This window comes from Acinetobacter entericus, assembly GCF_026168575.1.
Lineage (GTDB): Bacteria > Pseudomonadota > Gammaproteobacteria > Pseudomonadales > Moraxellaceae > Acinetobacter > Acinetobacter bouvetii.
Map to the genome: position 1 here is coordinate 20,802 of NZ_JAPEQW010000015.1, position 21,962 is coordinate 42,763.

Below are 21,962 nucleotides of genomic sequence, written 5' to 3' on the forward strand. Positions count from 1 at the left end.
ATGCCACAAATTTAATCTATTCCATCAACCCTAGACAATAGCTTTTAGCTTTTTTTCTAAGCCCTGCTCCATCCTGAATTTTAAGCCCTCTTCTTCAGGCCAAAAGCACCGGCGATTTATGATGTCAGATGCAGCCGAGAAAACCGCCCAAGAACAAGAGCAGTGAAATCAGGCATTGGATCGGCGCTGGCCACCTTAAAAGCCCCGCGGCTCTCATAGCTGTTGTATTTTATTTGAGCTTATTTTTTCTAATGCTGCTGAATAAAATCCTGCAGGCGGCGCTTTTGCTGTCCGAATGCATCAAAATTATCCGCACTCAGCCAGGCTTGATAGGCATTGTCCAACTCAGGCCATTCTTCATCCAGCATCGAAAACCATGCTGTATTGCGGCTGCCCCCTTTGACAATATAGTGCTGGCGGAACAGCCCTTCATAATGAAAACCGAAACGCAGCGCAGCGCGTTTGGAGGGTTCATTTAAATCATCGCATTTCCACTCTAACCGGCGATAACCTGCGCTAAAGCAGGCACGCAGCAACAAGTAAATGGTTTCTGTGGCAGCTCTCGACTGTTTCAGCTGATGTGAAAAATACACATTGCCAATTTCTGCGGTGCCGTGCGCGCGCTGTATATTCAACAGCGCCGCCCAGCCCACAGCACGCCCATCGGCTTCAATCACATAGTGCGTTGAGTTTTGAAAATCAAAAGCGCGCTGAAGCGCGTCATTTAAAGCGTCAGCGCTCGGCATTGGCGGATAAGGCAAATATGTCCAGCACCGTGCATCAGGTTCTGTGCAGACACTCTCCCACAATTGCCGCAGCCTCGCCGCATTCAATGTCTGCACTGAGAAAGGCAATAAGCGGACACTGCTCCCTTGCAGCATGTCAAAGCGGTGTTCCGGCTGAATATTAAGCTGCACAGGCAGTCCAATTTTTTGACCAAATTCATTTTCTTTAAATTTTAAGCAGTTCTTCATCGCAACCTGATCTTTTTTTATACATAAGTGCTATTCAGCTTGCATCATACCGCATCAACAACAAGACAGTTTTCATTAAAAACATGACTTGCGTCATCATTCCATCGGCAATTCAAGGTTTTTTTTAAGGAATTGCCTCTGCCGCGATTTATTTCAAGCCGGTTTTCCATTAAACTACCGCGATACTATATCTTTGCTTTTTCTGATCATCTGCTCGCGATTGCGTTTCCAATTTGATTTGAAATAGCTTTTTCATGCTTTTGAAAATTCGCGTGGCCTAAAACTGCAATGAATCAAACCGTCCATGAGCCAATGGAACTCTCTGCACACATCCGTGTTTTGGATGAATGGCAAGATACAATTCCAGAGGATCTCTACATTCCTCCCGCCGCATTTGAAATTCTTTTAGAACATTTCGAAGGGCCGCTCGACTTTTTGATTTACCTGATTCAGAAAAACGGTTTCGACCTGCTGCAATTGGATATTGCGCCCATTGCCGCGCAATACCTGTCATACATGGATGCGATGAAGTCTCTGAACATTGAACTGACCGCAGATTATATGGTGATGGCTGCGCTGCTGGCCGATTTAAAATCCCGCCTGCTGCTGCCGAAGCCGAAACATCTGGCTGCGCCTGAAAATGATCCAAAACAAGAATTGATCGACCGCCTAGAAAATTATTTACGCATTAAGCAGGCCGCTGAGCGCTTGGGCCAAATGACCATTTTAGAGCGTGATACCTTTGAAACCAATGTCACTCTGGGACATGTGTCGTTCAGCAACGATGGCTATGAAGCCAGCTTGCTGCGGGATGCGATTCTCTGCGTCTTCAACCGCCCAGAACCTGTCGTGCATCAAGTCCTGCAAGAGCCGGTGCTCTTGGAAGAGCGCCTTGCCTACATTGAAAGCAAATTGCAAAACGGCGCAGTGCTCGAATTTGAAGCCCTGTTAAAACCAAGCCAAGGCCGCATGGGCATGGTCGTGACTTTCATGGCTATTTTAGAGCTGACCCGTCAGCAGAAAGTCAATATTATTGCCACGGGTATTGAAGCGCCGCTTGCGATTCAGGGGGCACATGCATGAATAATGACGTGAATTATGAATTGAATCTGGATACTGCGCCGCAGCAGGAAGATATCCACGAAGTGCTGATGCAGCTGGAAGCCATTATTTTTGCCAGTGACGCAGCTGTATCTGTTGCCCGCTTGAAAGAAGCGTTTCAAGACCGATATACCAAAATAGAAATCCGCCAGTTGCTGCAGCAGCTCACATTGCTGCAGCATGGCAGATCAATTGAATTGATTGAAACTGCACAAGGTTTCAGATTTCAAGTTCGCGCAAAATATCGTAATATTATTGTACAGACATGGCCTGAACGACCATCTCGTTTATCGCCATCTTTGCTCGAAACCCTCGCTGTGATTGCTTACCACCAACCAGTGACCCGAGCAGATATAGAGCAAATTCGCGGAGTCACCAATAACAGCCAAATTTTACGTACGCTGTTTGACTGGAACTGGATTAAAGAGTCCGGTTTCCGAGAACTCCCAGGAAGACCTGCGTTGTTAGTTACAACGCCACACTTTTTAAATGCTTTTGGCCTTCACTCTTTAGGTCAATTGCCTCCCCTGCAGGATGCCAAGGAAGCTTTTATGGCCCTCGACGCGAATGCGCCGAAGTCATAAATAGGTGAACTGTTGATGATAATTTCTAAGGTTATGCTGTCATGAGTGAAAAATTGCAAAAAGTGCTTGCACGTGTTGGTTTGGGTTCTCGCCGTTATATGGAAGAAGTCATTGCCGCTGGGCGTGTAAGCGTAAACGGGCAAGTTGCCCAAGTGGGTGAACGCATTGAACCGGGCGATGAGCTTCGCATCGACGGCCGTAAAGTGCAATTTCAAATTGAAGATGAAATCCGCCGCCGCGTGCTGATTTACTACAAGCCAGAGGGTGAAATCTGCTCGCGCAACGATCCGGAAAACCGTCCGACTGTATTTGAGCAATTGCCGCAAATCCAAGGTGACCGCTGGGTGATGGTGGGCCGTCTAGATATTAACTCGACTGGCTTGCTGCTGTTCACAAACGATGGTGAATTGGCGAACCGCTTAATGCATCCATCCAATGAAATTGAACGCGAATATGCTGTCCGCGTCATGGGTGAAGTGACTCCGCAGCTGAAAAACAATATGCTGAAAGGCGTCACACTGGATGATGGCCCTGCCAAATTTGAATCATTCACAGAAATTGGCGGTGACGGCATCAACCGCTGGTATCAAGTAGTGGTTAAAGAAGGCCGCAACCGTGAAGTGCGCCGTATTTTTGAATCCCAAGGCTTAAAAGTCAGCCGCCTGCTGCGTACCCGTTACGGCACAGTCATCCTTCCGCGCGAGCTGCGCACTGGCCGCTGGATGGAATTGGACAAACAAGATATCGACAACTTAACCAAATCTGTAGAGCTGAAACCGCGTCAAGGCACGGGCCTATTTGGCATGGCTAAACGCCGCAACGAGCGCATGCAAGATAAGCCGATGTCTGCGCGCCGCGGCGGTTTCCTGCGTCAGCAGCGCCGTGACAATGAAGAAGAAGGCCAGCAAAAGCCAGTATTTGGCCGTGAACGTGAACGCCGTGATGAAACCAACCAATTTCAGCAGCGTGAACGCCGTCAAAACAATACGCAAGGCGCGTATGGCCAGCAGCGTGAACGCAGCAGCAACGGCAATCAGGGCACTTATGGCCAGCGTGACCGCCAGGAAGGCGCTGCAAACCGCGAACGCCGTGACGACAACTTTGGCAACCGCGAGCGCCGAGATGAAAATGCGCCGCGCAAGCCATACGGCACTAAAAAAATCTTTAAAAAATTCTAATCTAAAGACTTTTTAAAGAACAAAAAAAGACAGAGCCAAGCTCTGTCTTTTTTATTTCTATTTTACTGCGGTTTAATATGCCCGCTTTTGCATGTACGCCTCATTATCACTGGGTCTACAATGCATATAATTCAAATGGCACATTCAACCTTACTTGCGGCAGCGCATTTAATTCAGCATGAGGCGCTGGATCACCTGACAATGCATCTGCATTATTTCAGTACAGGAATATCAATCCACAGCGCTTGTGGAAAATGTTTCGCTAAATACGCTTTTAAATACTCTGCTGTATTTTTAGAAATCAATTCATCCTGTGATTCATCATTTAAATTGTAGGCCAATGCATACAGATCTAAACCGCGGCTTTTCAAGGCTTCCAAACTCAAAACCGTATGGTTGATGCTGCCCAAACGCCCTGAAGTGACCAAAATGACAGGATGCTTTTTCTCTGCGACATAATCAATCGTCAACAAATCTGTAGTGAGCGGCACCATCAAACCGCCTGCGCCTTCCAATAAAACCACTTCATATTTGTCAGCCAATTGCACTGTAGCATGTTCAATTTTTTGAAAATCAATTTCACGGCCATCGAGCTTGGTCGCGAGATGCGGTGATGCAGGATAGCTAAAAATTTCAGGCATGGTCAGTTTCGCTTCATCTTCAGGAAACCACCCCATGCCCATAATTTCACGATGCTGTTCAATATCTTCTGAAATATCAACATTGCCCGTTTGAATCAGCTTTTGCGTGATGGTTTTCTGGCCTTGCGCATTCCACAATTTTGCCAAATAGCCCGTTGCATAAGTTTTGCCAATGCCTGTGTCGATGCCGCTGATAAAGTAAACTGAACCTGTCATGGCATTCTCCGTGCGATGCAATAAATGGGATGATAGGTCAATGGAAATTGCGCCTGACCTGATTCATCACTGAATGAAAACTGTTGATAAGCCTGATAAAAATCGACCAGCGACTGTTTCGTCCAACGGAAATTAGACGCCGTTGCCGTCACACCTGTGGCTTTTAAATGCTGTAAAACCTGTTTGGGATATTTAAAATTCAGATGAGCGGTTTGTTCTGAAATCTGTAAAATTTCAAAACCATTGCGTTCTAACAAATTTTGAATCGTTTCAATATTAAAATAGTCTAACCCCTGTCCTGTTAAGGCTTTAATTTGCTGCAAATTTTGCTGTCCAAACGTAGAAAAGCAGAAACAAGCATCAGGCTTTAAACTGTGGAATGCTTTTTGAAAAATGCCCTCTAAATTCTGCACCCACTGCAAAGCGGAACTTGAAGTGATCAAATCTAAATGCTGCGGAAATTCAAGCCGCTCAATATCGCCAATCAGATATTCGATCTTGGAATGCGATGGAAAATGCTGCTGGATTTCAGCATATAGATCATTTAACACCAGATGTTTGACTTTCAGATGATGCAGCAGCAAATGGCTTAAATTGCCTGAACCGCAGCCAATTTCCAAAACGTGATTGAGATGCGCAGGGCAATATTGCTGAATTAGATTAAATAAATGCTGTGCAATCTGCTTTTGCACAATAGCATGCTCAACATAGCTTTGCCCTGCCTGAGCAAAGCGCAGCGCCACTTGGGATTTATCAATGTCTGAATGATTCACGCGCTTCATCACCATCTGCTCACAATAACGGTGTCAGCTGATTAAGATCAGTCTGGGTTATCTGAGCAGTCAGCGAAATACGTAGGCGTGAGCTGTGCTGCGGCACCGTCGGCGGGCGCACAGGCATGATGTAAAAACCTGCATCTTGCAAAGCCTTTGCTTTCGCTACCGTTTTTCCCGATTCACCAATAATCACAGGCACAATATGTGAAGTCGATGGACAATCAAAACCGTTAGATTGAACCGCTTGCTGCAAACTTTGACTGATTTGCTGTAAATGTTGACGCTCTGCTTTTAAATTTAAAACTTTCTTGAAGATAAAATCTGTCCACGCCATACAGATCGGCGGCTGAGCGGTGCTGAAAATCAACGGCCGCATCGAGTTAATCAGGAAATCCCGAATGACCGGATGGCAAATCAGATAACCGCCAATTGAAGCCATGGCTTTGCCAAATGTTCCGACTAAAAGGTCAATATCATCCATCACGCCATATTGTTCGGCACAGCCTAGACCTTGCTCGCCACGAACGCCAATCGCATGCGCTTCATCGACATACAGCATGACTTTGGAAAATTGCTTTTTAATCCGAACCAATTCAGCCAAATCGGTTTCATCGCCATCCATACTGAAAATAGACTCCGTCACCACAATGATCCGTTCGAAAGCTTCATCCTGATGATATTTTTGTAAAAGCTGGGACAGATGCGCCAAATCATTATGGCGATAGCGCACATATTTGGCAGTCGATAAGCGGATGCCATCAATCATACTGGCATGAATCAGCTTATCCGCCAAAATCAAGGTCTTACTGTCTGCAAGCGCAGGTAAAATCCCGATATTCATGTGATAGCCGCTGTTGAATAACAGCGCTGCACGACCGTGAAAGGCTTGGCTTAAACTCGCCTCAAGCTGTTCATATTCAGGAAAATTCCCTGTCAGCAACCGAGAGGATGATGAACTCATCCAACGCTGTGCGTTCGGGGTTTCATCAAAAAACTGCTCACGAAGCTGAATATTCGACGCTAAACCTAAATAGTCATTCGAGGCTAAATTCAGCATTTTTTTATGGTGAATGGTGATATAGCGATCTTGCTGAATATTGGCCGTAAATTGACGCAGATTGCCTTGCTGCTTTAAATCATCCAATTGGCTTGCAAAGTGGCCGAGCAATGGACTGTTCATGCTCTTTGCTCCTGAATGTTCTTAATATTTTTAACCACTTCAGCCAATTGTTCCAACAATATTGTTAATTCTTTCTCGGAAATAATATAAGGCGGCATGACATAGACCAATTTTCCAAATGGACGAATCCAAATGCCGCGGCGGACAAATTCTTGCTGCAGGGTTTTCATATCGACATTAAAGCTTAATTCCACCACGCCAATGGCGCCAAGTACGCGTACATCTTTAACATAATCAAGCTGTGCAAGTGACTGTAAATGGATAGATAATTGCTGTTGAATGCGCTGAATGTTGGCTTGCCAATCTTGAGAAATCAGCATTTCGGTACTTTTCACTGCAACCGCACATGCCAATGGATTTGCCATAAAGGTTGGTCCATGCATAAATACGCCTGCTTCACCCTGACTAATAGTTTCAGCGACTTTTTTGGTGGTGAGTGCCGCAGACAAGGTCATATAACCGCCGGTCAGTCCTTTGCCGATGCACATAATGTCAGGTTCTACCCCTGCCCACTCCCATGCAAAGAGCTTGCCTGTACGCCCGAAACCTGTAGCGATTTCATCAAAAATCAATAGGACATGATATTTTTCACAGAGCAGTTTGGCTTGGCGTAAATATTCGGGATGGTAAAAACGCATTCCTCCTGCACCCTGCACAATCGGTTCGAGAATTAAACCCGCAATATGTTCATGCTGTTCAGCTAGAGTCTTTTCCAGTTCAGCAATATCCGCCTGATTCCATTCTTCATTAAAGCCAACTTGCGGCGCAGGAACAAAAATCCGATTCGGCAGGCTTGAGCCGAAAATTTGATGCATGCCCGTGACAGGGTCACAGACCGACATGGCATTCCAGGTATCCCCGTGATAGCCCGAACGAGGCGTGACAAAGTTGGTTTTCTGAACCTTGTCTTGCGCATGCCAAAACTGCACCGCCATTTTCAAAGCGACTTCTACGGCAACAGAGCCAGAATCGGCAAAAAAGATTTTATCTAAACTTGGCGGGGTAATTTTTAGCAGCAATTTGCCGAGTTGAATCGCAGGATCATGGGTAAAGCCGCCAAACATGATATGCGACATGTTCTGCAGCTGATCGGTCACTGCCTGATTCAATTGAGGATGATTATAGCCATGAATCGCGCACCACCAAGAAGACATCCCATCAATAAGCTGACGGCCATCGTCCAATTCAATGATTACCCCTTGCGCCCTTTTCACTTTGAAGGCCGGAAGCGGATGGGTCATAGAGGTATAAGGATGCCAAATATGCTGCTGATCAAAAGTTTGATCATCTAACTCAATCAATGAATCGGCCATCCTTAACTCCATGTGCAACATCTACAGCAAAAAATCTAATTTGCAAATCTTAAACCTGCATGAATTAAAAATAAATTGCGAGATTTGCCACTTATCAGGATGTTTGATTTATTTTTTGTAAATATTGGCAGATTTTGTCAGTTATGCTGTCATATTGAAAAACTGGAAAGCCATGCGAGCCGCTAATGAGCTCAGTTTCTAAAAATTTTGCATTGAAGTTTTGAAAATTTTCAGCAATTTTGTAACTAACTAAGAAATCTTGTTTTGCAAATAAATGATACTGATGCCCTGCATAATTTTTCAAGATACTGACATTATTGAGTTGTTCAAGGCAATTCAAACCCTGCTTTAAAATGTCTAAATTCTGCGGCTGTATCAAACTTTGTAAAGTTGCGAAGTTTTCTTTGGTGGTTTTTACGCCTTGACAAACCATAAAGCCAAATTTACGCAAAGTGGCAATCGCATCTTGCTGGAAGGATTGTTTAAAGCTTTGGAATGTCGCCTGAGGCATCGCTGTATGCCATTCTGCATTTTCAATACAGCTTTCTACAAAACATGGATTTGAAGCCAGTGTAATCAAGACTTTCTGCTGATGATATTGTTTGGAAATTTCATCGGCTAATAAGACCGCAAGTTGCCCGCCCAGAGACCAGCCGATAATCACATCAAAGGCTTTAGCTTTTTCAGCCTGCTGCTGTAATGCATGCTCATCCAAAGCATTAAAAATATTGATCAGTTCAACGCTATGGCCTTTATTTTCCAAAGCCTGTTTGAATGAATTGAGCAGCTTGGTTCCACCGCCCCAGCCTGTGATGAGTAAAACTTTTTGATTCAATGGAGGACTCTTATAACAACAAAACACCAATATTATGAAATAATTTCGCTTTTGTTCCTATGATCAATATGCTTGATCGAGCTCAATTAAATGCGCTATTGCGGCATCAAATGCCTTTCGTTCAAATTCAAAACTTTGATCTTCAACCCACCAATCGACAGCAGAAACCACAGCATTGATTTCATTCACAGCCTGGCCAAATCTTTTCCAAATAATTTTTGAATCCATTTGCACTTGTTCAACAACTAAAGTCGTACAGGTCAAATCCAAATCATCTGGGCAAATTAACAAAGGGACAATCGCCGAACTACATTGATCATCTGTTGTTTTTAGAAGAGTCCAAGCAGCTTTATTTTCTGGCTCATCAATCAGCCAGCCTTGTGCAGGAACCAATGAAAGAATAGATAGATCATCTTTTAACTCCATAAATTGATTCATCCACTGGTTTAAGGGAAGATCATCAATAGCCAATATCGGAAAAGGTTTAAGCTCACCTTTTGCAGTATAAATCACACCATGAATAGGATGATCATCTAATAAAACCGCCTTAATTTCATTCATCTATTTGTCCATGTTTTCCAGATCGGCCAATAACGTGGCCTGATAGCCTTTTGCCCAATTGGTTTTAAACTGCTTGTGCATGGCATCTATGGGAAAACTGCTTTCCCGTCCAATTTGCTGCGCCTTGGCAATATCTTCAGCGCGCATATAGGCAATCAAATAATCTTTGCCTTCAAGCGCCACATGAAACCATGATTCAACGCTCACACCTTCAGCTTTTAAGGTTTCAATCGCTTCATCCTGACGTGCATTTAATTCTGTTTGCCATGCTTCAACATTTGGCATCGAATCCGGTTTAAGCTGAATCAACACTGCGCCAACATCGGTCATTTTATTTCTGCTTATTTTCAATGGATTTCCATCATAAGATGATCAACAATAAAAACCAGCATTTCACATCAAGCAAATACAATAAACTTTGCTAAACTCAAAACAAATTCAATTTAGGCATGTATGCACGATGAAACTCAATACACTGTTTAAGATCAGCTTACTTTCCCTTTCTGCAGTTTTCGGGTTAACGACAGTGAGCCATGCTGAAAGTTCAATTTTCTCTAAACCGGCGTCAGAGCAAAGGCAATGGGTAGGCAAAGCCGCACCAGCCTTCAAGCTGCAGGACCAAAACTCAAAATGGCACGAACTCAGCCAATACAAAGGCAAATGGATCGTTTTATATTTTTATCCGAAAGATAATTCGCCTGGCTGCACTCAGGAAGCCAATCAATTCAAAGCGCTTTATCCGCAATTCATTAAAAACAATGCTGTGGTTTTAGGAGTCAGCCTGGACGATGTTCAATCACATCAGAAGTTTTCAGAAAAGCTCGGACTGAATTTTCCGATTCTGGCCGACCATGACCATAAACTCGCAGCACAATTGGGTATCATCAGAAACTTAGGGATTGCGAAAATCGCCAAACGGGAAACTTTCTTGATCGACCCGCAAGGGACAATTTCCTATCACTATAGCAGTGTCAATACGCAAGCTCATGCAGGGCAAGTGCTGGCAGATATTCAGAAATTTTCAAAGAAATAAAAGATAAAAAAGCCTTCGAACATTCATTCAAAGGCTTTTTTAACATCAAAAATTCAAGCGGTGCCGTTCAGCTTACATCTGAGATTGAATATAGTTTTGCAGGCCAATCAGCTCAATCAAACGCATTTGTTTTTCAAGCCAGTAGGTATGGTCTTCTTCGGTATCTGACATTTGCTGACGGAGCATATCGCGGGTCACATAATCACCCTTTTCTTCGCACAGCTTCACGCCCTGCGCCAATTTTCCGCGCACATGATATTCCAGCGCCAAATCCGCTTTCAGGCAAGTCACAACATCTGAACCAACGTCAATCGCGTCACGATCCATGTTTGGAGTGCCTTCAAGGAACAATACACGGCGAATCAGGGCATCCGCATGCGCGCCCTCTTCTTGGCTTTCATGATCAATCCGTTCAAAAATTTTGGATAAGCCCCAGTCTTCATACATACGGGAGTGGATGAGATATTGATCACGAGCAGCCAGTTCGCCACCGATCAACATATTTAAGTAGTCTACGACTTCTGGATTGCCACGCATTTTAATTAACTCCATACCCTTTTTTAAATATTATGGACAAGTTTAATGGTGATTGCAAAATTTTAATTTTGTAAGTTTATGATTTATATAAAATTTAAATGATAAACATACGCATTTGCAGTTCAATTCCGCGCATTTTTCACATATAAAATAAGCCCTTGCAGAATATTTAAAGCGCTTTGAGCGTGAAATATGCAAAGAACGCCGAATGCTGTTTTTTGTAACAATTAACAATGCGTCTTGTTTAGCGCAACCATCACCTGATTGATTCAACACGCCACGCTTGAGCTGCTGCGCTTATATACAGGGAGCACTGTACTGATGCTTCATGCATTGCAGTCAAAGATAAGGTACCATTTCCAGAGAAGACAGGCTTAAGCTGAAGCCCAACGCGCATTCTTCCACGCTTGCTGTTGCGTTGAATCTAGAAAAGACCAAGCAACAAAACGGCTTTCTTTTTGTCCCTGCATCATTTTAATGGTTTTCACATCTACTGCTCCGCTCTTAGCTAAGGCATTTAAGAGCATAGGCAATGTTGTTTTCTTGGAAACCAGTGTACTAAACCAAAGGCATTGCTCAGCAAACTGGATGCTCTCTTGTACCATTTGGCAGACAAATCGTTCTTCGCCGCCCTCACACCAGAGTTCGTTTTTTTGACCGCCAAAGTTTAACACCACCTTTGTCCGATCAACCGGCTTGCCTAGCTTTCTTAATTTTTGAGTTGCTGTCGCGTTTGCTTCATCTTGCGAGGCATGAAATGGCGGATTACACATCGTCAAATCAAAACGATCTGAAGGTTTAATCACACCGTTGAAAATATTGCCCGCTGTCTTCTGCAATCGAATCTGAATCCCTTTACGCAGATTAGGATTTGCCTCCACAATAAATTGAGCACTCTTAATGGATGCAGAATGAATGTCTGAGCCGACAAATTTCCAGCCATAGCTCCGATGACCAATGATCGGATAAATACAGTTCGCGCCAACCCCAATATCTAACACATGAACGGCCTGTCCCGTTGGAATCTGCCCCTTATTGTTGGCACTCAACAAGTCAGCTAAATAGTGGATATAGTCCGCTCTACCCGGAATAGGCGGGCAAAGAAAATCTTTGGGAATATCCCAATATTGAATGCCGTAAAAATGCTTGAGCAATGCTTTATTGAGCATTTTCACAGCGTGCGGATCAGCAAAGTCTACCGATAAATCGTTATATTTATTTGGGCTGACAAAAGGCGCAAGTTCCGGACAACTCTTAATTAACTGAGGAAAATCGTAACGACTGCGATGCAGATTTCGTGCATGTAATTCCGATTTTTGCTGCGGAAAAGATTTCTTTACTTGCGCCATGTGTATGCCAATAATCAACGGGAGAACAGAATCATCTGATAAGGCAGGATCTATACCTGCAGATTAATCGATATTGTACGTGAATTTAACGCTCAATGACGCCCCAATCCTTTTATTTGTCTATCCAGCATTCATCCCATCTTAGCGTTTTTTGAAATCAATAAAAAATCGCTTTTGCAGCGCTCTCATGAGATTTCTGCTGAATTCAGAGCACATTAAACTCAATAATAAAAATATATTTTTTCAAATTAATCAAAGACAAAACTAAATATTCTCAATATGATAAAAAATGCGTCAATTAAAGTTGAAGAACATGAATACCAAGACAACACCGATACTCGTTACAGGCGCCACAGGCTATATTGCCAGCTGGGTAATTAAAAGTTTACTGGAGCAAGGGCATACGGTTCATGCCACAGTACGTGATCTGAATAAGAAAAAGAGTTTTGCCCACCTCGAAAAAATCGCCAATCAAAGTTCAGGCTCACTGCAGCTGTTTCAAGCCAATTTGCTGGAGCCGGGTTCTTTTGACCAGGCCATGCACGGCTGTGAAGTTGTTCTGCATATGGCTTCGCCTTTTGTGGTCACCAATTATAAAGATGCCGTTAAGGACATTATTGAACCCGCTGTTTTAGGCACTGAAAATGTCCTGAACAGTGTCAACAAAACTGAATCGGTCAAGCGTGTGGTCGTCACCTCAAGCATTGCATCGACCTATGGCGATGCCATTGATATCCGGCAGACAGCCAACAATGAATTTGATGAATCACACTGGAATACCACCAGTTCCGAAACGCATCAGCCTTATCCGTATTCTAAAGTCATGGCTGAACGTAAAGCATGGGACATGCAAAAAGCGCAAACGCGCTGGGATTTAGTTTGCATTAATCCTGCGCTGGTGCTTGGCCCATCGCTTACGCCGAGCACACAGTCTGGCAGCGTCGAAGTTCTGCAGCAGTTTGCCAACGGCATGACGCTGGCGGGTGTTCCGCCCATGTGGAACGGCATTGTCGATGTGCGTGACGTTGCAGATGCGCATCTGCAGGCGGCCTTTAATCCAAAGGCAGAGAACCGCTATATTATCAGCGGCGGGACCTTAAGCCTGCTGGAGATGGGTAAAATCCTGCGCCAGCGTTTTGGCAATAAATTTCCCTTTCCGCGCAATCAGCTGCCTAAAGCAGCATTCAAGCTGCTGGGCCCTTTCATTGGCTTTTCCAAATCTTTTGTAGAACTGAATATGGGGTATCCGATTTACTTTAATGCCGATAAAAGCAAAAAAGAATTAGGCATTCACTACCGTAATATTGAAACCAGTCTGGTTGAGCATTTTCAGCAGCTGCTGGATGATGGTGTGGTGAAGAAATATATTCCTTAGTCCAATCTGCTGTATAAAAAAACCGCCTATTGGCGGTTTTTTTTAATTTAATCTCAGAGCAGGCCTTTAGTACTGCTCTAGAAATGCCAAGAATTCCTGTTCATTCAATACAGGCACACCTAGCTTTTCAGCTTTTTCCAGTTTAGATCCAGCCTTTTCACCCGCAACCACACATTTGGTTTTACTGGAAACACTGCCGCTGACACGCGCACCCAAGGCTTGAAGACGCTGAGTTGCTTCATCACGCCCCATGGTACTTAATGTTCCTGTCACCACCCAGCTTTCACCATTAAGCGGCTGACGTGTCGGCGCAATAGGCGCATCCCAATGTATGCCTGCAGCCAATAAACGATCAACCACTTCAAGATTGTGCGGCGCCTGAAAGAAATCCACAATCCATTCTGCAGTGATCTCGCCGACATCAGGAGTTTTCTTCAACGCTTCAATATCCGCATTCCGCAGCGCATCCAAAGTCTGAAACGTATTGGCCAGCATGCGTGCTGTGGTTTCACCTACGCCGCGAATCCCCAGCGCGTAAATAAATGCAGCCAAGGTGGTTTTCTTGCTGTTCTCAATCGAATCCATTAAATTCTGAACAGACTTTTCCCCCATCTTTTCAATGGTCAGCAGCTGTTCACGGTGTTCGTGCAGGCTGTAAATATCCGCCACATTTTGCAGCAAATCCAAATGCAGCAGCGACTCTACCCAGCGGTCGCCCAAGCCCTCTATATCCAAAGCCTTGCGTGAAACAAAGTGGCGAATCGCCTCAATACGCTGCGCCGCGCAGTACAGGCCGCCTGAACAGCGCGCCAAAGCTTCCCCTTCCGGCATCACCACAGGCGATGAACAGACTGGGCAGCATTCAGGCAAATGCACTTCTACAGCATCATTTGGACGGAATTCAGGCCAAACCTTTTCCACTTTCGGAATCACATCACCGCTGCGGTATACACTGACTGTATCGCCGATGCGCACATCCAGACGGTGAATTTCACCGATATTGTGCAAGGTCACATTCGAAACAGTTACACCGCCTACAGCAACAGGATTCAAGCGCGCTACCGGGGTTAAGGCGCCTGTACGGCCCACTTGCCAGTCAATATTCTCTACCGTGGTTAAGGCCGCCACCGCAGGGAATTTATAAGCGGTCGCCCAGCGCGGCTCCCGGCTTAAAAAGCCTAAAGTCTGCTGCTGTTTCAGATCATTCACCTTAATCACCATGCCGTCTATTTCAACACTGAGAGTTGGACGTTCGGCATTGATCTGCTCATAAGCCGCCTGCACATCTTGAATACTGTCACAAATAAAGTGGCGCTCACCGACTGCAAAACCAAACTGGGTCAGCCATTCCAGACTCGCGGACATGGTGCTTTGACCATGATCCGGCTCACATTGCGCAATGCCGTAGGCATAAAATGCCAAAGGCCGCGAGGCCGCAACTGCAGGATCGAGCTGGCGCAGGCTGCCGGCTGCAGCGTTGCGCGGATTGGCAAAAGTTTTTTCGCCTTTGGCTTCATTTTCCGCATTCAGTTTGTCAAAGCCCGCTTTGGGCATCAAGACTTCACCGCGCACTTCCAGCAATTCAGGCACCGCTGTTTTTTCTGAACTTAAGACTTTAGGCAAATTGCGGATGGTTTTCACATTTTGGGTAATGTCTTCTCCTGTTTCACCGTCGCCGCGCGTTACGCCGCGCACCAGCACCCCATGCTCATACCAGAGTGAAATGGCTAGGCCGTCAAACTTCAGTTCAACATCATATTCAATTTTCTGATTCGGCAAACGCTCTTCTGCGCGGCGCGCAAACGCATATAAATCTTCTTCATTGAACACATTGCCTAAAGACAGCATGGGCACAGCATGCGTTACATTGGCAAATTTGGATAACGGCTTTGCGCCTACCGTATTTGTCGGCGTATCAGGCTGCACTAAATCAGGATGCTGCTCTTCCAATGCTTTGAGTTGGTGAAATAACTGGTCATATTCACTGTCAGCAATTGTCGGCTGATCCATCACATAGTAAGCATGATTATGCTTGGCCAGAATTTGAATCAGTTGGCGCATTTGCGCAACAACAGTGTTTTGCTGTGTCATAGTTTCACCATAAAAAAGGGCGGTAAATTCTCCGCCCTCAAAAAAATTCTTAATCTGCCGCCATTATAAAAATCAGCAGCGGCAGTTTCAATGCTAAGCTTCCGCTACCGCCTGACCTGGACGGTAATCGATTGCCTGATGGCGCCAATGTTCACGCAGCTGCGGCGTAAATTCCTGATTGTTCTGATCATACACCGTGCCCTCAATTTCACGGGCAATCAGACGAGAAATGCTGTCCATGGTATCAAAGGCAATCTGCACATCGCTGTGCGGCAAGGCCAAAAAGAAAGCCAAACCCTTCACTTGCTCCGTCGACAGCGTTTCCAAATCAAACCCTGCGGCTGCGCCATCATTGCTGATTTGCAGCACAGAGAACAGCAGCTTGCCGCCATCTTCGCTATAGCGGTGAAAACAGGCCATTTCACCAAAGCGCAGTCCATATTTCAGCAGTACTTTCAGCGCTTTCTCACCTGACAGCGCGCGACTATCAGGATAGACATTCAATGCAATATACGTTTCTGCAGTCGCCAGCGCGCTTTCATCATCCACCAGTTTCTGCTCATAAAGATGCGCATCTAAAATATTGCTTTCATCTTCAAATTCACTGATTTCCGCTTTTTCAATTTGATTCAGGCTTAACTCTGGCGCGGCTTTGTCCAGCGCAGCATCATGGGGCTTTTTGGCGCTTTGCGCGGCTGTCAGAATTGCCTCTGCAGTCTGCGGTGCAGCCGCTTCAGCCGGTTTTTCTTCTGATGGCGCAGCAGCCGATTCAGGCTGGACATCTTCCGTTTTACGTTCTGAAACTGCTTGCGCAGGCTCAGACGTTTCTGATGCATCCGCCTGCACAGCCGGCTCAGGTTTTGCATCCGCTAAGGTCGGTTCCACGCGCTGCGCTGAGGACGGCTCCGCAGCGCTCAGCTGGCTGCGGACATGCCGCGGGATCACTGGCTGCTGGCTGTCAGGGTCGATATGCAGCTCCGAATCCAGCGACGGCGCCGCATCAGATGGCTTTTTCAAGACCAGCTTAAGGCCAACCAAGATCAAAATGACAGCAGCAACAATCCCAACGATTGTGGTGATTTCCATGTTATGACTCCGCAACTAAACCGTATTCTTTTGCCTGCTCTAAATTCACAGTCACTAATTTTGAAGTTCCCGGTTCCGGCATGGTCACACCGAGCAAGTCAGTCGCCATGGTCATCGCCAGTTTATTATGTGTAATGTAAATGAATTGAACCTGTTCAGAAAGCTCTTTTACCAAATTACAAAACCGCCCTACATTGGCATCGTCTAAAGGCGCATCCACTTCATCCAGCACGCAGAATGGCGCAGGGTTCAGTCTGAAAATAGCAAAAACCAATGCCAACGCTGTCAGGGCCTTTTCACCGCCAGACAGCAGAGCCAGCGAACTGTTGCGTTTGCCCGGCGGGCGCGCCATCAGTTTTACACCGGACTGCCAGCCGTCTTCAAGGCTTAAACTTGCTTCGCCGCCATTAAAGACTTTCGGAAACAGCTCCCGCAGCTCTTCATTCACCTGATCAAAAGTGGTCATGAACAGCTTACGGGTTTCCTGATCAATGCTTTTCATGGCGCCTTGCAGCTGCTCGACAGTTTTTTCCAAATCTTCTATTTGATGACTGAGTTCTTCATAGCGTTTCAAAACGTCTTCATATTCAGCAGACGCGGCCAAGTTCACTGCGCCCAATTTATCAAACTGCTGCTGGGCTTTTTCCAGTTTCTGCTGATGTGAAGCAACATCAAGGCTCAAGCCTGTCAGCATCTCACTGTTCAGCTCTTTCAGCTGTTCACTGTAATGCTGCAGGTCTGACTGCGCGGCTTGCCAAGCCAAACGCTTGCGTTCCAATTCTGACCGCAGCTTTTCATCCTGCTGCTGCTGGCTGTGGCGCTGTTCGGTCAGCTCTTTTTGCTTAGACTGCACATTGTTCAGCTCCAGCTGCCACTCTGCCCATTTTTTTTGCAGCTTTTCAGTGGCTTCTGACTGTTCTGCGTATTGTGACTGCAGGCTTGGCAGTTCCAATTGCGCGGGGTCGACAAATTTCTGCGCCTGCTCCATTTGCGCCGCAATCTGCTGGCGCTGCGCTTTTAAGAATACAGCATCTTTTTCCAGAAGCTCTATTTGCTGCTTAGCCTGCAAGGCTTGACGGCGAACCAGTTCCAGCTCCTGCTGCGCCTTTTGCGTCACTTGCTGCGAATCTTCCAGCTGGCCGGTCAATTCTTCCACTTGAAACTGCAGCGTCTTAAAATTCGGCAGCGCCAATTCCAGCTTCATATTCAAGGCGTGCAGATCAATTTCCAGATCATCTTTCTGCATGGCGTCTTCTTCCAGCTGCGCTTCCACTTGCATCAGCTGATCGGTCAATTGCTGCTTCTGAACAGCAAATGCTTGCGCCGCGCTTTGCACTTTAACCACAGCCACATCCGCCTGCTGCAGTTCTTGCTGCAGTTTTTTCAACTGCCCCTGTTCTGCCTGCAGCGCTTGCTGCAGCTGCTGCGCCTGTTCCTGCAGCGTTGGCAAACCACTTTCCGCCTGCACAAATACTGGCAATTTTTCTGCCAGAGCCTGCTCAATTTCGTCTAAACGGATGCGGTGGCTTAGGGCACCCTGGCCCGCTTGGCTATATTCATCATAATGCAGGCCAATCACCCAGTCTGAACCGACCTGATAGCCGTCTAAAGACAAAATAGACTGGCCCGCCTGCAGCTGGCCCTGATAGGTCAAAGCTTCCTGCAAACTCTCTGCAACCGCCACTTGCCGCCATAAAGAAGACTGCGGCGCATCCACCCAATCCGCCAGGCAAGCCAGTTTTGGCAAGTCAATTCTTGCAGTTTTTGAATCGGTTTTCAGCTGGCGCGCAACGCTGTCCTGAAATTCATCAGCCTGACTGAGCACTTGCGCATGCAGCCACTTCGCCAAATATTTTTCAATCAGCGGCGCATGAGCTTTGCCCTGTGCAGACAGCTGCAGCGCTTGCATTAAGCGCGCGGATTTTGCCGGAACTTTTGGACTGGCTTTAATCAGCAATTGATTGAGGTTTTTCTGTTCCGACTGCAGCACCTGAATTTCAGATTTCAGCTCCTGCATCAGTGATTTCTGCTGCGTCAATTCATCAGTCAACTGTTCTAACTGCTGCTTTACATCAGCAATCTGCTGTTCTTTATAAGCGCAAATCTGCTGCAGCTGTACTTTGAGCTGTTCCAGCTGCTCCAGTTCATCTTGCTGTGCGTGATGCTGAATTTGCAGGGACTGCTGTTTTACAGTGTCCTTTTGCTGTTCTAAACGGCTGATGTTCTTTGTCAGCTGTTCGCTTTGCGCCAGCATCTGCAGTTTTTGCTGCTGCTGCTTTTCCACCTGCGCCTTAACCTGTTCGTACTGCTGCTGCACCGCAGACTGCTGCGCCTTTAAATCGCTGAAACCCTGTATCCGCTCTTGGCTTTGGCTTTCCTGCAGCTTCAGCTGTTCATCATATTCTTCCTGCTGCGCATGCAAAGTTTCCAGCTGCAAATCAATCAGCTGCAAGCGCTCTTTGCTTTGAAATTTCTGCTGCTCCAGCTGCACCAAGCTTTCAGAGTTTTGTGAATATAAAGCCTGCTTCTGCTCCAGCGTCATTTTCAATTCAGCGAGCTTTTTCTCAGCCTGCTGCCATTCATTCTGCAAAGGTGTCGACTGCTGAATCAGGCGCTGGAACAGCTCACTGGTGGAGGTTAAATCATGCTCTAAAGTATTCAGTTCAGACCGCACCAGCTTGAAGCTTTCGCCCAGCGCATTCATCTGCACGGTATATTCCTGCTGCAGACGAGTGCTTTGCTCACACTGAAAAGACAGCACTTCAATTTTAATGGTGCGGATTTGCGTTTCGAGCTCTTTATATTGCACCGCTGTTTCAGACTGGCGCTTTAAGGTCTTCAGCTGTGATTTCAGCTCTGATGCAATATCTTCTAAACGAGATAAATTGGACGTGGTGTGCTCTAAATGCTGCGTAGTTTCACGGCGCCGCGCCTGATAGCGTGACACACCGGCGGCCTCTTCAATGAAGACCCGCATTTCTTCAGGCTTAGCATCAACCAAACGGTTAATCATGCCCTGCTCAATAATGGAATATGAACGCGGGCCTAGGCCTGTGCCTAAGAAAATATCGGTAATATCACGGCGGCGGCATTTGGCGCCATTCAGAAAATATTCAGATTTGCCGTCGCGGTTAACCTGACGGCGCACGGCTAATTCGCTGTAAGCGTTATATGCGCCGCCCAGCTTGCCATAGGTATTATCAAAGCGCAGTTCTACGCTGGCCATGCCGACAGGCTTGCGCTTTGCCGTACCGGTAAAAATCACGTCCTGCATGCTGCCGCCGCGAAGCTGGCGCGCGCTGGATTCGCCCATCACCCAGCGGATGGCGTCAATGACGTTGGATTTTCCGCAGCCATTCGGCCCAACTACAGCGGTACGGTTATCTTTGAATTGTAAAGTTGTACTGTCGGCAAAAGATTTGAAGCCTGAAAGTTTTAAACTGCTTAAACGCATAGTGTCCTGATTAACGTCGTGAGCGTCTAGCCCACGCGAGTTCAATTTGTTTCATCCGTGTCAGCGATTCCAACACAAGGTTACGCAAGTGTCGACAAAAATCTTCCATAAATAAAGCAGCTTGTTGTGACTTTCTGATTAAAACTGCATCGCTTACCAGCTTAAACAGCTCAGAAGATTCCTGAAGCTCGCGGCGCGAGATATTTAAGGTTAAAAAATAGCTGCGGCGCAACGACGGCAGCAGCTCTTGATAATAGCGCATCAAGTACGGATTGCCGACCATTTCATGCTGGCGCGCCATGCTTTGAAAGATCAAATCATAAAATTTTTCGGTATGGCCTTGGCTGGTTTCAATATTTAATTGTTCTAAGAGCAGCTGAATGCGCTCGGCTTCATGGCTGCGCCAAGTTTCAGCCATCCGGTGCACAATTTGCCCCAGCAGCAAGGATGCCATATCAAAAAGGGAACGCACTTGCATCGCTGACATTTCAGAAACAATCGCGCCGCGCCGCGGAAAAATTTCAATCAGCTGGGTGCGCTCTAAAATCAGCAATGCCTCGCGCACTGAACCCCGGCTGACATCCAGCTCTGAGGCAATGCGCAATTCTTGAATGCGCTCCCCTTCCACCAGTTCGCCGCGAATAATCTGCTCACTGATATGCTTAGCGATTTGTTCTGACAAACTTTCCGCATTTTGTGGCTGCATGCTGTTCCCGTCTTGTTTTTATAAAAATGCAAATTTAGATTTCTCCGAATCTGCATTCATTTAAACGGTTTTCCGGCAAATTAAATATGACATTGTCAGACAATCTTATGTCTATAAAGCCAATCCGCAGTTCAGCCTACCGGTTTTTAAAACAGCTGGCTCAGGCCTTGATACATAAAATAGCTGCCTACAGCGGTCAGCAGGCAGGCAAAGCATTTCTTCAGCATTTCTGGAGACAGCATATGCGCCACTTTTGCCCCCAGTTTTGCAGTGATAAAACTCATGACGCTAATGCCAATAAAAGCATAAATATGCACATAGCCAATCGTATTCGGCACAGCAACATCGGCCTGTTTGCCAAACCACATAAAGCCCAAAGCGCCGGCAACCGCAATCGGCAGGCCGCACGCTGCAGACGTCGCCACGGCTTTCTGCATGACGACACCGTGACGGTTGAGATACGGCACGGTCAGACTGCCGCCGCCAATGCCGAAAATGGCTGAGGCGATGCCAATCCCTCCGCCGGCAGCCAGCTGCATTGGAGCAGAAGGCATGCGGCGCTGCGGGTCTACGGCCACACCCGCGCCTCTGAACATTTTGAATGCCACCCAAATGGCAAAGCAGCCGATCAGCAGCTGCAGGCCTTGCCCTGAAAGGTAGTCTGCAATGCCTGCACCCAGAAATGCGCCCAGCGCCAAACCGGGCGCCAAATTGCGGAATACCAGCCACAGCACTGCGCCTTTTTTATGATGCGCGCTGACCGAACTGATTGAAGTCACAATAATGGTCGCCAAAGAAGTGCCCAGCGCCATATGCATAATAATCGACGGATCGTAATGCATTTGGGTAAAAACAATATACAGAATCGGGACAATTATTAACCCGCCGCCTACCCCAAATAAGCCCGCAGCAAAACCAGCGATTGCGCCGATCAGCAAATATATGATTAACTCCATCAATTATTCCACAACT

At 46.3% G+C, this 21,962-nt stretch carries 19 protein-coding genes and 1 pseudogene; 5 read left to right on the top strand and 15 right to left on the bottom strand.

All coding sequences use genetic code 11. The features are described from left to right. Nucleotides 1-248 precede the first annotated feature (248 nt). Nucleotides 249-974 (bottom strand): GNAT family N-acetyltransferase, encoded by a 726-nt coding sequence (locus OKC24_RS12235; RefSeq protein ID WP_130147644.1) that lies wholly within the window; start codon nucleotides 972-974, stop codon nucleotides 249-251. A 288-nt stretch (nucleotides 975-1,262) separates the two neighbouring features. Between OKC24_RS12235 and OKC24_RS12240 the strand changes: the two genes are divergently transcribed. The 3 genes and pseudogenes from OKC24_RS12240 to rluB all read left to right on the top strand — a co-directional run. After that, complete coding sequence (locus OKC24_RS12240) at nucleotides 1,263-2,057, top strand: segregation and condensation protein A (protein ID WP_130147642.1); 795 nt, start codon at nucleotides 1,263-1,265, stop codon at nucleotides 2,055-2,057. Next, entirely contained in the window at nucleotides 2,054-2,659 is a 606-nt protein-coding gene (scpB, locus tag OKC24_RS12245; RefSeq protein ID WP_130147640.1) for an SMC-Scp complex subunit ScpB, read from the top strand. The genes OKC24_RS12240 and scpB overlap by 4 nt, the downstream gene beginning before the upstream one ends. 41 nt (nucleotides 2,660-2,700) lie before the next feature. After that, nucleotides 2,701-3,558, top strand: a pseudogene (gene rluB / locus OKC24_RS12250) (23S rRNA pseudouridine(2605) synthase RluB); the annotation flags it as partial. A gap of 491 nt (nucleotides 3,559-4,049) precedes the next feature. On the opposite strand, the gene bioD reads toward rluB, so the two are convergent. The 7 genes from bioD to OKC24_RS12285 all read right to left on the bottom strand — a co-directional run bounded on the left by bioD (nucleotide 4,050) and on the right by OKC24_RS12285 (nucleotide 9,689). Then, on the bottom strand, nucleotides 4,050-4,694 hold the full coding sequence (gene bioD / locus OKC24_RS12255) for a dethiobiotin synthase (RefSeq protein WP_131277702.1): 645 nt from the start codon (nucleotides 4,692-4,694) through the stop codon (nucleotides 4,050-4,052). Further along, a complete protein-coding gene (gene bioC, locus OKC24_RS12260) occupies nucleotides 4,691-5,476 on the bottom strand; it encodes a malonyl-ACP O-methyltransferase BioC (RefSeq protein WP_171458889.1) in 786 nt (261 codons plus the stop codon). The genes bioD and bioC overlap by 4 nt, the downstream gene beginning before the upstream one ends. A 10-nt stretch (nucleotides 5,477-5,486) precedes the next feature. Further along, complete coding sequence (locus OKC24_RS12265) at nucleotides 5,487-6,650, bottom strand: 8-amino-7-oxononanoate synthase (protein ID WP_131277704.1); 1,164 nt, start codon at nucleotides 6,648-6,650, stop codon at nucleotides 5,487-5,489. Beyond that, entirely contained in the window at nucleotides 6,647-7,963 is a 1,317-nt protein-coding gene (gene bioA / locus OKC24_RS12270; protein ID WP_131277706.1) for an adenosylmethionine--8-amino-7-oxononanoate transaminase, read from the bottom strand. Before bioA ends, OKC24_RS12265 begins: the two co-directional genes overlap by 4 nt. A gap of 94 nt (nucleotides 7,964-8,057) precedes the next feature. Continuing rightward, nucleotides 8,058-8,798, bottom strand: coding sequence for an alpha/beta hydrolase family protein (locus OKC24_RS12275; RefSeq protein ID WP_265465391.1), 741 nt, complete (start codon nucleotides 8,796-8,798; stop codon nucleotides 8,058-8,060). A 63-nt stretch (nucleotides 8,799-8,861) separates the two neighbouring features. Beyond that, complete coding sequence (locus tag OKC24_RS12280; protein ID WP_130147628.1) at nucleotides 8,862-9,359, bottom strand: hypothetical protein; 498 nt, start codon at nucleotides 9,357-9,359, stop codon at nucleotides 8,862-8,864. Beyond that, the gene (locus OKC24_RS12285; protein ID WP_131277708.1) at nucleotides 9,360-9,689 is read right to left on the bottom strand and encodes a DUF6176 family protein; all 330 of its coding nucleotides are present in this window, start codon (nucleotides 9,687-9,689) and stop codon (nucleotides 9,360-9,362) included. Nucleotides 9,690-9,819: 130 nt separating this feature from the next. Here OKC24_RS12285 and OKC24_RS12290 point away from each other — a divergent pair, with 130 nt between their 5' ends. Further along, complete coding sequence (locus tag OKC24_RS12290; RefSeq protein WP_130147624.1) at nucleotides 9,820-10,392, top strand: peroxiredoxin; 573 nt, start codon at nucleotides 9,820-9,822, stop codon at nucleotides 10,390-10,392. A 72-nt stretch (nucleotides 10,393-10,464) separates the two neighbouring features. Here OKC24_RS12290 and ftn read toward each other — a convergent pair whose 3' ends face one another. Then, on the bottom strand, nucleotides 10,465-10,929 hold the full coding sequence (ftn, locus tag OKC24_RS12295; RefSeq protein WP_130147622.1) for a heteropolymeric bacterioferritin subunit Ftn: 465 nt from the start codon (nucleotides 10,927-10,929) through the stop codon (nucleotides 10,465-10,467). A gap of 374 nt (nucleotides 10,930-11,303) precedes the next feature. After that, complete coding sequence (gene rlmF / locus OKC24_RS12300; RefSeq protein WP_130147620.1) at nucleotides 11,304-12,278, bottom strand: 23S rRNA (adenine(1618)-N(6))-methyltransferase RlmF; 975 nt, start codon at nucleotides 12,276-12,278, stop codon at nucleotides 11,304-11,306. Between the two features lie 289 nt (nucleotides 12,279-12,567). Between rlmF and OKC24_RS12305 the strand changes: the two genes are divergently transcribed. Further along, nucleotides 12,568-13,653 carry an SDR family oxidoreductase gene (locus OKC24_RS12305; RefSeq protein WP_130147618.1) on the top strand — a complete coding sequence of 362 codons (1,086 nt, stop codon included), beginning with the start codon at nucleotides 12,568-12,570 and terminating at the stop codon, nucleotides 13,651-13,653. A 66-nt stretch (nucleotides 13,654-13,719) separates the two neighbouring features. Here OKC24_RS12305 and ligA read toward each other — a convergent pair whose 3' ends face one another. The 5 genes from ligA to OKC24_RS12330 all read right to left on the bottom strand — a co-directional run bounded on the left by ligA (nucleotide 13,720) and on the right by OKC24_RS12330 (nucleotide 21,946). Continuing rightward, entirely contained in the window at nucleotides 13,720-15,744 is a 2,025-nt protein-coding gene (gene ligA, locus OKC24_RS12310; RefSeq protein WP_130147616.1) for an NAD-dependent DNA ligase LigA, read from the bottom strand. Nucleotides 15,745-15,837: 93 nt separating this feature from the next. Continuing rightward, on the bottom strand, nucleotides 15,838-16,830 hold the full coding sequence (locus OKC24_RS12315) for a cell division protein ZipA C-terminal FtsZ-binding domain-containing protein (RefSeq protein WP_130147614.1): 993 nt from the start codon (nucleotides 16,828-16,830) through the stop codon (nucleotides 15,838-15,840). A 1-nt stretch (nucleotide 16,831) separates the two neighbouring features. Continuing rightward, nucleotides 16,832-20,284: a chromosome segregation protein SMC gene (smc, locus tag OKC24_RS12320; RefSeq protein ID WP_131277710.1), complete on the bottom strand. Its 3,453-nt coding sequence runs from the start codon at nucleotides 20,282-20,284 to the stop codon at nucleotides 16,832-16,834. 10 nt (nucleotides 20,285-20,294) lie between these two features. Next, nucleotides 20,295-20,990 carry a GntR family transcriptional regulator gene (locus tag OKC24_RS12325; RefSeq protein WP_130147612.1) on the bottom strand — a complete coding sequence of 232 codons (696 nt, stop codon included), beginning with the start codon at nucleotides 20,988-20,990 and terminating at the stop codon, nucleotides 20,295-20,297. 146 nt (nucleotides 20,991-21,136) lie between these two features. After that, complete coding sequence (locus tag OKC24_RS12330) at nucleotides 21,137-21,946, bottom strand: sulfite exporter TauE/SafE family protein (RefSeq protein WP_130147610.1); 810 nt, start codon at nucleotides 21,944-21,946, stop codon at nucleotides 21,137-21,139. Nucleotides 21,947-21,962: the final 16 nt, after the last annotated feature.